This is a genomic window from Tissierella praeacuta DSM 18095 (assembly GCF_900128955.1).
In the GTDB taxonomy this organism is placed as follows: domain Bacteria; phylum Bacillota; class Clostridia; order Tissierellales; family Tissierellaceae; genus Tissierella; species Tissierella praeacuta.
Genome location: NZ_FQTY01000016.1, coordinates 48,046 through 59,796, shown reverse-complemented (window position 1 = coordinate 59,796; position 11,751 = coordinate 48,046). Strand labels below are relative to the sequence as shown.

Genomic DNA, 11,751 nt, shown 5'->3' with positions numbered 1-11,751 from the left:
ATGGTTCATACTCTGTTTTCCCATGTCCATGAGACCTCCCCAGGTAAGAACAACAACCTTCCTCCCATGTAACCGTCACATTTACTGTAAAGAGTTCGGGTAGTATTGGACTTTGTTTTGTTAAGCAAACTCATCCTCCCTAAATCAGCCTTATGTGATTTCTGTTCGTCGGTTCAGGATTTTGCCTTCGGCTTCCTTCAGATTCCACGTCGCCATGGACACCCTTGCCTTCAGCTAACGGTTCCTACTACCAAGCCCGTAGTGGACTTTCACCACCAAGTTGTTGCCCATGCTGGGCACACTTATAAAACCTCTAACTTTTAAAAAGTTAGAGGTTTTTAATATTGTTTTTGTATATTTGATTAATAATATTTTTTACAATCCATATATTCCTGAACTATCCTTAATGTTTCTCCAAATCTCTGGAAGTGTACTATTTCTCTTTCTCTTAAGAATCTTAATGTATCTGTTACTCCTGGGTCATCACTTACTCTAATTAAATATTCATAAGTTGATCTTGCTTTTTCCTCTGCTGCCATATCTTCATGTAAATCTGCTACTGGATCAGCCTTTGACTGAATATATCCAGCCGTCCAAGCCTGACCTGCTGCATCATGAGGGAAAGGACTCTTTCCATGATTTACATAATGAGCTTCAAAGGGAGTTCCTTTTATTTGGCTTACTGGAGCATCTTTAACTAATCTCCATACTAAGGTACCAATTATTTCCCAATGAGCTAATTCTTCTGTACATAAATGTTATCTGTTATAATTCCTTTTTAATTCTATTATCAATACAAATATGAGCTTCCTAATATATATAATCTGTAAATTCCATAAGCTTTAAAAAATAACTCTTTTAAAAGGCTAAGGTTTCCCCTAGCCTTTTATATTAATTTGTTACTACTATGGCATTATATCCTTTTGCTCTTAATTCATTTGCTAAAGCATCTGCATTGGTTCTTACACTAAAAGCTCCCACTTGTACCTTATATAATCCCCCTACTAGAACTACTATTGGACTATAGCCTTTTGTTCTTAGTTCATTTGCAAGATTATCAGCATTTGTTTTTACTGAAAATGCTACCACTTGTACCTTATAAAGAGTTGTTCCTCCACCTTTATATGGTATTCCAAGGTTGTTTAATATCCCTTTCGATACTGCTAATGCTAATTCATCTTGCCTATTTTTTAATATATTTGCATCTTGTGAATTAGTTATGAATCCTAATTCTACTAAAGCTGCTGGCATTTTAGTTAATCTCAAAACTGCAAAATTTGCTGTTTTAGTTCCTCTATTAACAGTATATACTTTACTTGAAATTATACTATCTTGTATAGATTTAGATAATCTTGCACCTGTGGTACTATTTGGATAACTATATGTTTCTACTCCTTTTGCCGAATTATCATCAAATGCATTACAGTGGATTGACACAAAAACGTTAGCAGCTACGTTATTAGCTTTCATAGCTCTATCAGCTAGCTCTAAGAATACATCTGTAGTTCTAGAGTAGCTTACACTTACACCATGATTTTTTAAGATATTCCCTACTTTTAATGTAACTGATAACGCTATATCTTTTTCTCTCATCCCATTTCCTAATGCTCCTGGATCTGAACCACCATGACCTGCGTCTAAAAACACCTTTGCCATAAATAAAACCCCCTTAATTTTTATTCATTAAGATTACTCTAGTCGACTGTTTCATCTTTCAATATATAAATAGATTTAGTATAGAAATATTACTATTCTTTTTTTAAGTATTTTTATTTAAGTATTCCATTTTGAAATACATAAAAAAGAAGCTTTCATAAGCTCCTAAATAATCCTATAAACTCTTTAATTATTAAATTTAATGATGCTAAGTTTCTGACAATCCATTTTGGATATTCAAGCTTAAAGAAGGACATAAAAATGTCCTTCTACTTTTGTAAATTAAATAAGTCTATATTTTGGCTTTCCCTCTCTAAATAGGAAATGCCTTAAATAATCATAAAAGATTATTGTTGGTAAAGAAAGAAAAAACCATAATATACTATATCTTAAACAAATTTGCCCCATAAAGTTAAATTTAAAATTACTATAATCCCAAACATCTAATCCTAACTTTACATTTAAAATTAACCCGAATATTAATTCTAATATTGTAATAATTAAACAAGATATACATTGTTGTATCAATAAAGGTTTTTTAAATGTAAAATAATATTCGTTTACTAAACCTACTGATATAAAACATAACCCACCTAAAATAAACATTGTAATATGGGAATATCCTCTCCATAAAATTTCAATAAAGAAATAAGATATACCTCCAATTATAAATAAGATTAAATACTTAATCCATTGCTTAATTTTCCTCATCCTTTACACTATTTAGAATAATATTTTTTACCTTATATAGTTTGAAGGATTTTATCTCTAAATATTCATAAAGTATATATAATAATCCTATTCTATAATTTGAGTTATACCGTTATTAATCTTTTAAAATTTCTCAACATAGTTTTATGGAACAAAATAAAACTCCTTTACTTTATGATATTGTAATTATCATTTGTGACGATTTGCTAATACTTGGAAAACTTAAAGTTTCTAAAATCTTTCCATTATTGTCCATCCCTATTTAATTTTTCTTTCCTTGATATTGACTATAAATCAATTAACATAATATCTTTTTTCTTGCTTTTCTTCTTAGGCTTCACTGAATCCTCTATTTTGCTTAATTTAACTATATTATATTCTTTTATCTTTATTGTTAAAAATATCATTATCATCCTTTCTGTTTACTTATTCATTTTATTTAATAGTTACAATTTACCAAATACTATTTATTTTATATTCACATTTTATATAAAATCACATTAGTGCAACAGGTTAATATAAATCTAATACAGAAGAGGGGTATGTAATTTGCGTGAAAAAACTAAGCTTGTAAATCTTGCTAAAGAAATTGAAGATACCAGGGTTATGCTGTATGAGTTAATATCTAAAAAACACTATAACCTCCTTGACTTAGAGGTGATTGAATTAAGTAAACTGTTAGATGAACTTCTGTCTCAGTACCACAGTATAAAGTAGGTACTATTAACTAAATAAATTTAACCTGTTGCACTTATTATTTTTTCTTCTTTATCTAATCCGCTGAAAATTCTTTCTATATTATGATTTTCCATATATTATCATATTTTATTATTGAAATTTTATTAATCTTATTGCTTATTTAAAATAATAATTAACACTTTATCACTATCTTTCATATTCTATTATTAGACCCCTTACTTTCACCTAAATAAAATTAAATTGGAGGTGCTATCATGTCAGATGCATTGTGTAGAAGAGATTGTAATGGTATGGATGATTCTCTACTATTCTTTTTCTTACTTTTAGTAATCATTTTCTGTAACTGTGATAATATGTTTGGCGGAAGATGTTAATCTTCTTATCTATCGAGGCTTGTCCTCGATTCTTTTTTGTTCATATGAATTTCAATTCTATTTTCCAAGCTTTTTAATACATTTTTTAAGCTAATTTTAACATTTCAAAAGGCTCTAATTTCTCCAACATCTCAAAATTCACTCTTCCGTTTAAATATGCATCTATCCATATATTACTAATTCTATCCAAAATTCTTTCTATTTCTTCTTCTGTTTTATATATATATGCATCATTGAATTTTACAGTTGTATTTCCTAGTTTAAATTCCTCCATAACTTTACCAATCTTGTCTTTCATACTACCAACCCCTTTATACACCTTATGTTAGAGTAATTTTGTCCTATGCCATTCATAAAAAAATAGGGTTTACTAATTTCATTCATATATCTTTTCTAATATAATATAATCCTTTCTAATATAATATAGTGGATGAGGTGAGAAAATGTATTGCATGTATCTAAGGAAATCAAGAAAGGACATAGAATCTGAATTAGGTGGAGAAGAAGAAACTCTTAAAAGACATGAAAATATTCTTTTAGACTTAGCTACTAAAATGAATATATCTATTAATAAGGATGCTATTTATAGAGAGGTAGTATCTGGAGAAACAATTGCATCTAGACCAGAAATGCAACGATTGCTCTCTGATGTAGAACAAGGAGTTTGGAAAGGTGTATTTGTAATAGAAGTAGAAAGATTAGCTCGTGGTGACACTATGGATCAGGGACTTGTAGCTCAGACTTTCAAATACTCTAATACTAAAATTATTTCTCCTATGAAAATATACGATCCTTTAAATGAATTTGATGAAGAATATTTTGAATTTGGATTATTTATGTCTAGAAGAGAATATAAAGCCATTAATAGACGTTTGCAAAGAGGAAGAATACAATCAATCCAAGAAGGTAAATATTTAGGTACTATGGCTCCATATGGCTATAAAAGGGTAAAATTAAAAAACCAAAAAGGATATACATTAGAAATTAACCCCAATGAAGCTAAAATTGTTAAATTAATTTACAAATTGTATACTGATGATAATAGGATTGGTATATCTCTTATAGCAAATAAATTAAATGAAATAAAAATACCCACTGTTAAAGGCGGTGACTGGACAACATCTACCATTAGAGGAATACTATCTAATCCTGTATACATAGGGAAAATAAGGTGGAACAGCAGACCAGAAGTTAAAAAAATGATAGAGGGCAAGATAATAAAAGAGAGGCCTCGTGCTGATAAAAAAGATTGGATTTTAGTAAAGGGACTACATAATCCTATTATAGACGAATATATATTTAACTTAGCTCAAAAATATCTTGAAAAAAATCCAACAGTACCAGTTCCAACTAGATATAAAATAATGAATCCTCTGGCTGGATTAATTGTATGTAAAATCTGTAACAGAAAATTAAAAAGGCGACCCTATAAAAATTATCCCGCAACACTTATATGTGATGGTCCAACTTGTACAAATGTAAGTTCATATCTTAATTTAGTAGAGAAACGATTACTTGATTCTTTAGAAATATGGCTTCAAGAGCATAAATTAAAATATAAAAAACAAGAAAATAAAAAATATAATCTAGAAATAGATATAATAAACAAATCTATTTCTAAACTAGATATTAAGTTAGATACTTTAAATAAGCAGCTAAATAATATGTATGATTTATTAGAGCAAGGTATATACTCTAACCAATTATTTATAAATAGATCTAAATTAATATGTGAAGAAATAGATTCATTAAAAAAAGATAAAAATTACTTATTAAATAAAATAAATTCAGAAGAATATAGTGAATTACATAAAGAAATATTAATTCCCAAAATAGAAAACATTATAAAGGTTTATTGGACATTAGATGAACCTGCAGATAAAAATAATTTACTTAAAGAAATTCTAGAAAAAGCCGTATACTGTAAAACCGTAAATGGAAGATGGCATAATAATCCTGATGAATTTGAATTAGAAATCTACCTAAAACTACCTAGGTAGTTTTCTTTTATTATTGATAAGATATGGGTACATATTCTTCTGTACCTATGTCTGTTAATATTGCCTTTCCTTCATTCGTTGGCATAGTCCATCTTTGTGTTAAATATCTTATTCCTGCTGATAATTCACCATCTGGTCCTCCAAACTGTTCTAATATCATTGCAGCCAATGCTGGGTTAGTTGTATCCACCCTTACTGGATATTGTAATTTTTTTTCATATACCCACATAGTTATCCTCCTTTAAAAATTAGTAAAATTTATTTCCCAAGGCCAAGGTCCATCAATATAACCCCAAGGATATTTGCTCATACCTGTATTTTTTAGAGGACCATATTTTGATTGATACATAATTTCTAATTCATTATATCTTTGAGATGCGTTATTATGAAGTCTCAAAGCCTTTTCATCATTTGGATGAGTATCTAAATATAGAGCTGTTTCTACTAAAACAAAAGATACTTCCATTAATTCTACAAGAAAATCCATTTGTGTCCTATCCATAATATCTACACCCACCTTCTCTATCATCCTTTATTACATATGGTTGATATAACTCTGGAAACAATGTTCCCTTCTGTAGTGCTTCTCTAGGACTGAATACTTGATTCATAATTTGAAAAGGTACACAAGCCCTCGCCAATGCACCAGGACAACATGGTCTTTCTTCTATATTATACTCTTTATACATCTTATCTACCTCCTAAAAGAACTGTTCATTATATATTACGTGGAAAAGAAAATATGGTGACAAGTGACCTATATTAATACAAAAAGAAAATCCCCTAAACTTCTGGGATTTTCTTTTATATCTATTGGAAAAGGAGGATAAGCCATTTTAAAAAAATTTGATGTTTATGGTAGAATTGGAAGCTAAATTCAATAATACATAATATTACATGATTATTAAATTATTTTCTACACATAATACTACTACACCAAAGTTTTACAAAATCAAGATTGAAAGGAGATAAAAAAATGACTACAAATAATAACAGCAGTAACAAAATAGTTGTTCCAGGAGCACGTCAAGCTCTTGACCAAATGAAATTAGAAATTGCTTCTGAACTAGGTATGGCAAACTATGATTCTCTAGATAAAGGTAATCTACCATCAAGACAAAATGGTTATGTTGGTGGATATATGACTAAGAAATTAGTTGAAATGGCTCAACAAAATTTAAGTGGAAAATAATAAGTTTTAAAAAAGATAGGTCAATATTGACCTATCTTTTTTATATTCATGTTACTGTCTTGCTCCTAACTCTTTATCTAATAGATATAGTCCTTGGAAATTATCTTTAATTCCTTCTAAGTTAAATATTATATCCTTCATGCTATTTTCTTCTTCTAATTGCTCTTCAACAAACCATTGTAAGAACTGAATAGTTGGATATGATTTTTCTTCTTCTGCTATTTCTAATAATTTATGGATTTTTGAAGTAACTAACTTTTCATGTTTTAAAGCTTCTTCAAATACTTCTAAGAATGAGTTATAATCATTTTTAGGTTCAGCTATAGCTTGAGTTCTAACTCTTCCATCCATATCATATATAAATTCATAGAACTTCATAGCATGTGAATATTCTTCTTTAGCTTGTGCTACAAAAAAATTAGCAAAGCCATTCATGTTTTTATCAGAGCAATATGCTGCCATTCCCATGTAATAATATGCTGATGATATTTCAAAATTAAACTGATCATTTAGTTCTTTTAATAATTTTTCTGATGCCATAATAAACCTCCTATAATTTTACTATTTAATTTTTATATTTATTTATTTTTTATTTAACTTCATTACAATGTTATGATACCCAAAGCTTTTCCATTTAATCACAAATATGTTATTCCATTAAAATAATATCTAAAATATTATATATTTTGTAATCTATTTTGTCAGTAAGAACAATATCATTGTCCTTTAAGTATCTTATCAATGATGCTTTCATTCCTTCTCCATAAATTCCATCTAAGCTGCCTTCATAATAGCCTTTCTGTGCTAATCTCTTTTGGACTTCTAAAACATCTGCACCTCTATCACCAGGTCTTATTTCTCTAAATCCTTGCCCAAAAGGTCCATATATACCATTAGTTATAGTTACCTTTGTATTATGTTTTACCATTGAATAAAGTTCTTCTACATCACTATTTCTCATACGAATGCATCCTGCAGATAAATTCCCACCAATAGAGCCTGGTTTATTTGTACCATGAATTCCATATTTCCCCCAGGGTACATTAAGTCCCATCCACCTAGTACCAAATCCCTCACCCCATTGTGCTTTCTCTATTATTTCAAATGTACCCAGAGGAGTTGGTGAATTTGGTCTTCCAGTTGCTATTGGATAAATCTTTATTATACTTTCATTTTCAATATCTATTAATTTAAGTTGTTTTTTATCTACTTCAACTAATATAGTATAATTTTGAGTTTTATCCTTCAAATATACATCCTCTAAATTAAACTTCTTAACAGTTGAATATCTGTGTATATGATTTCCTAAAATTAAAAAAATAGTTAATAATAAAATTATTAAAATAAACATTTCAAGATCTTTATTCATCGTATCCCCCCTTCTAACATTAATATGCTATAATTTTACAAATTAAACTTACAACTTAATTTCAATCTAATAAAATTATAATAAAATTTTAGGGGGGAATTTATTAGCTATTTGAATACAATTATAATTTTTTTAAATCCCATTCCTTCTAATAGAGAAGTAATTATTTCCTTACCGTTTTTTTCTGCATCATTTAGAATTCCCTTATCTATTACTTCATCTTTCATTTTTTCTTTTTCTTGTATAAGAACTACATAAAGATCTTTAAAGCTTAGCTTATTAAATACAGAGTCTCTTTCATCATAAAAATAAACTTCTTCTTCTGGAATTACATTTTCAAATATCTTTGCTTTATCCATTTTTATCTCTATAGTTTCTTTATCTTTTAAATTAACCTCTATAGAATCTAATTCTATACCTGCTTTAATATAACCACTATATTTTAAAATAAATTTTTTATTAGTAAAAGGAATACCTATACCACTTAATTCTATTTTATCTTCATACTCAACTATATTAGTATAATTATATTTTACAGTTGATAATTCAACTAATCTAAGAATATTTTCTTCAACCTTATTTGATAGAAGATTTGTCTTTCGTGTCGTTGAAATTTTAGCATATCCAATTATTCCCAATACCATTACTATAACTATTGCTATTAATATTAATTTCCATTTAATATGTTCAAAACGTTTCATCCTATCACCCCGTTAGTCCCTCCATAACTTAGAAGGATAATATGCTATAAATCTGGATTGTAAAATTGATAAATACTATATATGGAAATATTCTCATTACACAAAAGCCTTACTATACTTGGTATTTGCTGTGTTGTAATATTTAATTCAATTCCGTTATATTTTAAAACTATATCATTTAATCCTACTAGCCCCGATTTATGTAAAACATCAATAATCTTGTTTTCAATAGTAGGTATGTTCATTCCGCCTAATGAAAAAAATATTTTTTTCTTCTCCTCTGTATAATCTTGAGGATTTAATTTACTAATTAACATAATCTTATTCATTACAATAGCTCCTTTTTGATTTTATAAAAAACATTGTAAAATATAGAACAGGAAAATTTCTCTAAGTCATAAATAAACCTCCTAAAGGCTTCTATTGTTATATACTGTATATAACAATAGATAAATACTTTATCCTAATTCTATTTACCCATTTTTTAATAAAAAATTCATTTATCTTTAATTTTTTATTATTTATTTTATTTATATAATTTAATGAAATCATCCTTGTTTTTATTTTTCATTTTCTTTAGTATATAATATAACTAAAACTTAAATAATTTATCTATAATGACTTAGAAAGGATGTTTTTATGAATAAATATCTAGAGAGTTTAAATAAATCTATATTATTTAGAAATTTAAGTAAAGATGAAATAAATCACTTAATATCTACAGTTCCCTATAATATAAGTAATTATAAAAAAGATGATGTAATTGCAATAGAAGAAGACGATTGCAGCAGTTTAGGAATAATATTATATGGAACTATTGAAATTCATAAACCCTTTCCATCTGGAAAAATTGTTACAATAAATAATTTCGAGGCTGGAAACGTCTTTGGTGAAGCCCTTATTTTTTCTGGCAGACATAAGTATCCTGCTACAATAATTTCTTCTAGTGATTCAGAAATAATGTATATAAAAAAAGAAGATATTATTAGACTAATGAGTTCTGATGATAGGGTACTAAATAATTTTGTATCTGTATTATCAAATAGAATATTAATGTTAAATGATAGAATAACCAATCTCTCTTATGATACTGTAAGAAAGAAAATAGCTAATATTATTTTAGTTGAATATAGTAAGCAAAAAACCAAAATGATAACTCTACCAGTATGCAGAAAAAAAATGGCAGAACTCCTAAATATTCCACGGCCATCTTTATCTAGAGAGTTAATTAAAATGAAAGAAGATGGTATTATTGATTATCATAAAAATAAACTAAAAATTATTGATATTGATTTATTAGAAGAATGTCTATTGAAATAATAAATATCTATAACCAAATTTTGGTTATAGATATTTATTATTTTTCTATCTAAGAATAATTATATATAATCTATTTTAGATTGATAATTATTTTTCAAGGGAGGTTTTATAAATGGGTAGTAAACGTAAAATGTTTATCTATGGTGGTGTTATTGGTCTTATAGGTGCTATTCTTATGAAACTTGGAAATCCTGGCAATATGGGAATATGCATTGCATGTTTCTGGAGAGATATTGCAGGTGCCTTAGGACTTCATAGGGCAGAAGTAGTACAATATATACGACCAGAAATAATTGGTATTATATTTGGTTCTTTTATTGTTTCCTATATGACTGGAGACTTTAAAGTAAAAGGTGGTTCTTCCCCTTTAATAAGATTTGTTTTAGGTTTCTTCTTAATGATTGGTGCTCTTGTATTTTTAGGTTGTCCCCTTAGAATGCTTCTAAGATTAGGAAACGGCGATCTAAATGCCATAATAGGATTAATTGGATATGTGGTAGGAATCTATATTGGTGTACAATTCCTCAAAAAAGGTTATACACTTGGCAGAAATATAGATCAACCTAAATTTGTAGGATTTATTTTCCCCATTATAGCTCTTATTTTACTTATTTTCTTAGTTGTTAAGCCTGCATTTATACTGTTTAGCACAGAAGGTCCTGGCTCTATGGCAGCACCTATTATTGTAGCATTAGTAGCAGGTGCTGTAGTAGGAATTGCTCTTCAAAGAAGTAGAATATGTACTGCTGGTGGATTTCGAGATGCTATCCTAATTAAGGATTATCATTTTTTATGGGGATTAATTGGTATTTTTGTATTTAATTTAATTGGTAATCTTGTATTAAATTTTAGTACTTTTAAACTAGGTTTTGAAGGTCAACCAGTGGCTCATGCTAATCATATTTGGAACTTCCTGGGTATGACCCTTGTAGGACTTTGCTCTGTTTTACTTGGTGGCTGCCCTATTAGGCAAACTGTATTAGCAAGTCAAGGAGATGGTGATGCAGGAGTTACTGTATTAGGTCTTATAATTGGTGCTGCATTTGCACATAATTTTAGTTTAGCATCTAGTCCTAAAGGTGTTACTTCTAATGGTAAAATTGCTGTTATCGTTGGTATTTTGTTTGTATTATTTTTAGCTTACAGTGTCGTAATAAATAATAAAGAATCCAAATCTCAATCTAAGGAGGTAAAAATCAATGGCTAACATTATTGATGCTCGAGGTAGATCTTGTCCTGAACCTGTTATTATGACAAAAAATGAAATTGATAAAAATTCTAATAAAGATTTACAGGTTTTAGTTGATACTCATGTTGCAGTTGAAAATATTACTAGATTTGTAACTGGAAAAGGGTATAATGTAAATGTAGAAGAAAGTAACGGAGAATATAAAATTAATATTAAAAAATAGGTGATTTAATGGAAAACTTTTACTGTGTAGTTACATTTCATGTTACCCAACATGCATTAATTTTTGAAAAGTTTATGAATAATAAAGGTATTCCCGTAAAACTAATGCCTGTTCCAAGACAAGTTAGTTCAAGCTGTGGAACTGCAGCAAAGGTACCTTGTGAGTTAGAATATAATATAAAAAAATGGTGTATTGATGAAAATATACCTATAGATGATTTTCACAAGGTTGAAAATAAAAAGGGAAATAATTGGTTTTCTAAGTATATTAATAAATAATAAAACAATATTTAAGTTTATTATTTTACAAAAATAACT

17 protein-coding genes and 1 pseudogene are annotated in these 11,751 nt (G+C 28.2%); 7 read left to right on the top strand and 11 right to left on the bottom strand.

Features of this window, described 5'->3' with window-relative positions:
* Positions 1-362: 362 nt before the first annotated feature.
* The 3 genes and pseudogenes from BUB33_RS12800 to BUB33_RS12790 all read right to left on the bottom strand — a co-directional run.
* Positions 363-740: pseudogene (locus BUB33_RS12800) on the bottom strand (manganese catalase family protein); the annotation flags it as partial.
* A gap of 151 nt (positions 741-891) precedes the next feature.
* On the bottom strand, positions 892-1,656 hold the full coding sequence (locus BUB33_RS12795; RefSeq protein WP_072977043.1) for an N-acetylmuramoyl-L-alanine amidase: 765 nt from the start codon (positions 1,654-1,656) through the stop codon (positions 892-894).
* Between the two features lie 282 nt (positions 1,657-1,938).
* Positions 1,939-2,367: a putative ABC transporter permease gene (locus tag BUB33_RS12790; RefSeq protein WP_072977040.1), complete on the bottom strand. Its 429-nt coding sequence runs from the start codon at positions 2,365-2,367 to the stop codon at positions 1,939-1,941.
* 549 nt (positions 2,368-2,916) lie between these two features.
* Between BUB33_RS12790 and BUB33_RS15735 the strand changes: the two genes are divergently transcribed.
* Entirely contained in the window at positions 2,917-3,084 is a 168-nt protein-coding gene (locus BUB33_RS15735; RefSeq protein WP_084725445.1) for an aspartyl-phosphate phosphatase Spo0E family protein, read from the top strand.
* Positions 3,085-3,525: 441 nt separating this feature from the next.
* On the opposite strand, the gene BUB33_RS12780 is transcribed toward BUB33_RS15735, so the two are convergent.
* A complete protein-coding gene (locus BUB33_RS12780; protein ID WP_072977038.1) occupies positions 3,526-3,738 on the bottom strand; it encodes a hypothetical protein in 213 nt (70 codons plus the stop codon).
* A gap of 154 nt (positions 3,739-3,892) precedes the next feature.
* Here BUB33_RS12780 and BUB33_RS12775 point away from each other — a divergent pair, with 154 nt between their 5' ends.
* A complete protein-coding gene (locus BUB33_RS12775) occupies positions 3,893-5,440 on the top strand; it encodes a recombinase family protein (RefSeq protein WP_234950050.1) in 1,548 nt (515 codons plus the stop codon).
* A 10-nt stretch (positions 5,441-5,450) separates the two neighbouring features.
* On the opposite strand, the gene BUB33_RS12770 is transcribed toward BUB33_RS12775, so the two are convergent.
* Genes BUB33_RS12770 through BUB33_RS12760 form a run of 3 tightly spaced genes read right to left on the bottom strand, consistent with a single transcriptional unit; the run spans position 5,451 to position 6,129 of the window.
* A complete protein-coding gene (locus BUB33_RS12770) occupies positions 5,451-5,669 on the bottom strand; it encodes a manganese catalase family protein (protein WP_072977033.1) in 219 nt (72 codons plus the stop codon).
* Positions 5,670-5,681: 12 nt separating this feature from the next.
* Positions 5,682-5,942, bottom strand: a complete 261-nt coding sequence (locus BUB33_RS12765) for a spore coat protein CotJB (protein ID WP_072977031.1) — start codon at positions 5,940-5,942, stop codon at positions 5,682-5,684.
* Positions 5,935-6,129: a spore coat associated protein CotJA gene (locus BUB33_RS12760; RefSeq protein WP_072977029.1), complete on the bottom strand. Its 195-nt coding sequence runs from the start codon at positions 6,127-6,129 to the stop codon at positions 5,935-5,937. Before BUB33_RS12760 ends, BUB33_RS12765 begins: the two co-directional genes overlap by 8 nt.
* A 287-nt stretch (positions 6,130-6,416) precedes the next feature.
* Between BUB33_RS12760 and BUB33_RS12755 the strand changes: the two genes are divergently transcribed.
* Positions 6,417-6,632, top strand: coding sequence for an alpha/beta-type small acid-soluble spore protein (locus tag BUB33_RS12755; RefSeq protein WP_072977027.1), 216 nt, complete (start codon positions 6,417-6,419; stop codon positions 6,630-6,632).
* Positions 6,633-6,683: 51 nt separating this feature from the next.
* Here BUB33_RS12755 and BUB33_RS12750 read toward each other — a convergent pair whose 3' ends face one another.
* The 4 genes from BUB33_RS12750 to BUB33_RS12735 all read right to left on the bottom strand — a co-directional run bounded on the left by BUB33_RS12750 (position 6,684) and on the right by BUB33_RS12735 (position 9,031).
* A complete protein-coding gene (locus BUB33_RS12750; protein ID WP_072977025.1) occupies positions 6,684-7,172 on the bottom strand; it encodes a ferritin in 489 nt (162 codons plus the stop codon).
* Positions 7,173-7,281: 109 nt separating this feature from the next.
* Positions 7,282-8,001, bottom strand: a complete 720-nt coding sequence (locus BUB33_RS12745; protein ID WP_072977022.1) for a L,D-transpeptidase family protein — start codon at positions 7,999-8,001, stop codon at positions 7,282-7,284.
* Between the two features lie 107 nt (positions 8,002-8,108).
* On the bottom strand, positions 8,109-8,702 hold the full coding sequence (locus tag BUB33_RS12740; protein ID WP_072977020.1) for a DUF4230 domain-containing protein: 594 nt from the start codon (positions 8,700-8,702) through the stop codon (positions 8,109-8,111).
* Between the two features lie 44 nt (positions 8,703-8,746).
* The gene (locus tag BUB33_RS12735; protein ID WP_072977017.1) at positions 8,747-9,031 is read right to left on the bottom strand and encodes a hypothetical protein; all 285 of its coding nucleotides are present in this window, start codon (positions 9,029-9,031) and stop codon (positions 8,747-8,749) included.
* Between the two features lie 310 nt (positions 9,032-9,341).
* On the opposite strand from BUB33_RS12735, the gene BUB33_RS12730 reads away from it, so the two are divergent.
* From BUB33_RS12730 to BUB33_RS12715, 4 genes are all read left to right on the top strand, one after another.
* Positions 9,342-10,022 carry a Crp/Fnr family transcriptional regulator gene (locus tag BUB33_RS12730; protein WP_072977015.1) on the top strand — a complete coding sequence of 227 codons (681 nt, stop codon included), beginning with the start codon at positions 9,342-9,344 and terminating at the stop codon, positions 10,020-10,022.
* 112 nt (positions 10,023-10,134) lie between these two features.
* Positions 10,135-11,229, top strand: coding sequence for a YedE family putative selenium transporter (gene yedE, locus BUB33_RS12725; protein WP_072977013.1), 1,095 nt, complete (start codon positions 10,135-10,137; stop codon positions 11,227-11,229).
* The gene (locus BUB33_RS12720; RefSeq protein WP_072977011.1) at positions 11,222-11,434 is read left to right on the top strand and encodes a sulfurtransferase TusA family protein; all 213 of its coding nucleotides are present in this window, start codon (positions 11,222-11,224) and stop codon (positions 11,432-11,434) included. Before yedE ends, BUB33_RS12720 begins: the two co-directional genes overlap by 8 nt.
* A gap of 8 nt (positions 11,435-11,442) precedes the next feature.
* Entirely contained in the window at positions 11,443-11,712 is a 270-nt protein-coding gene (locus BUB33_RS12715) for a putative Se/S carrier protein (protein ID WP_072977008.1), read from the top strand.
* Positions 11,713-11,751 lie beyond the last annotated feature (39 nt).

What these genes read in the sequence shown, in the direction of transcription:
- BUB33_RS12715 (WP_072977008.1), top strand. Translation starts at nt 11,443, where the DNA reads ATGGAAAACTTTTACTGTGTAGTTACATTTCATGTTACCCAACATGCA.
- BUB33_RS12755 (WP_072977027.1), top strand. Translation starts at nt 6,417, where the DNA reads ATGACTACAAATAATAACAGCAGTAACAAAATAGTTGTTCCAGGAGCA.
- yedE (WP_072977013.1), top strand. Translation starts at nt 10,135, where the DNA reads ATGGGTAGTAAACGTAAAATGTTTATCTATGGTGGTGTTATTGGTCTT.
- BUB33_RS12735 (WP_072977017.1), bottom strand. Translation starts at nt 9,031, where the DNA reads ATGAATAAGATTATGTTAATTAGTAAATTAAATCCTCAAGATTATACA.
- BUB33_RS12740 (WP_072977020.1), bottom strand. Translation starts at nt 8,702, where the DNA reads ATGAAACGTTTTGAACATATTAAATGGAAATTAATATTAATAGCAATA.
- BUB33_RS12745 (WP_072977022.1), bottom strand. Translation starts at nt 8,001, where the DNA reads ATGAATAAAGATCTTGAAATGTTTATTTTAATAATTTTATTATTAACT.
- BUB33_RS12760 (WP_072977029.1), bottom strand. Translation starts at nt 6,129, where the DNA reads ATGTATAAAGAGTATAATATAGAAGAAAGACCATGTTGTCCTGGTGCA.
- BUB33_RS12770 (WP_072977033.1), bottom strand. Translation starts at nt 5,669, where the DNA reads ATGTGGGTATATGAAAAAAAATTACAATATCCAGTAAGGGTGGATACA.
- BUB33_RS12730 (WP_072977015.1), top strand. Translation starts at nt 9,342, where the DNA reads ATGAATAAATATCTAGAGAGTTTAAATAAATCTATATTATTTAGAAAT.
- BUB33_RS12775 (WP_234950050.1), top strand. Translation starts at nt 3,893, where the DNA reads ATGTATCTAAGGAAATCAAGAAAGGACATAGAATCTGAATTAGGTGGA.
- BUB33_RS12790 (WP_072977040.1), bottom strand. Translation starts at nt 2,367, where the DNA reads ATGAGGAAAATTAAGCAATGGATTAAGTATTTAATCTTATTTATAATT.
- BUB33_RS12780 (WP_072977038.1), bottom strand. Translation starts at nt 3,738, where the DNA reads ATGAAAGACAAGATTGGTAAAGTTATGGAGGAATTTAAACTAGGAAAT.
- BUB33_RS12765 (WP_072977031.1), bottom strand. Translation starts at nt 5,942, where the DNA reads ATGGATAGGACACAAATGGATTTTCTTGTAGAATTAATGGAAGTATCT.
- BUB33_RS12720 (WP_072977011.1), top strand. Translation starts at nt 11,222, where the DNA reads ATGGCTAACATTATTGATGCTCGAGGTAGATCTTGTCCTGAACCTGTT.
- BUB33_RS12795 (WP_072977043.1), bottom strand. Translation starts at nt 1,656, where the DNA reads ATGGCAAAGGTGTTTTTAGACGCAGGTCATGGTGGTTCAGATCCAGGA.
- BUB33_RS12750 (WP_072977025.1), bottom strand. Translation starts at nt 7,172, where the DNA reads ATGGCATCAGAAAAATTATTAAAAGAACTAAATGATCAGTTTAATTTT.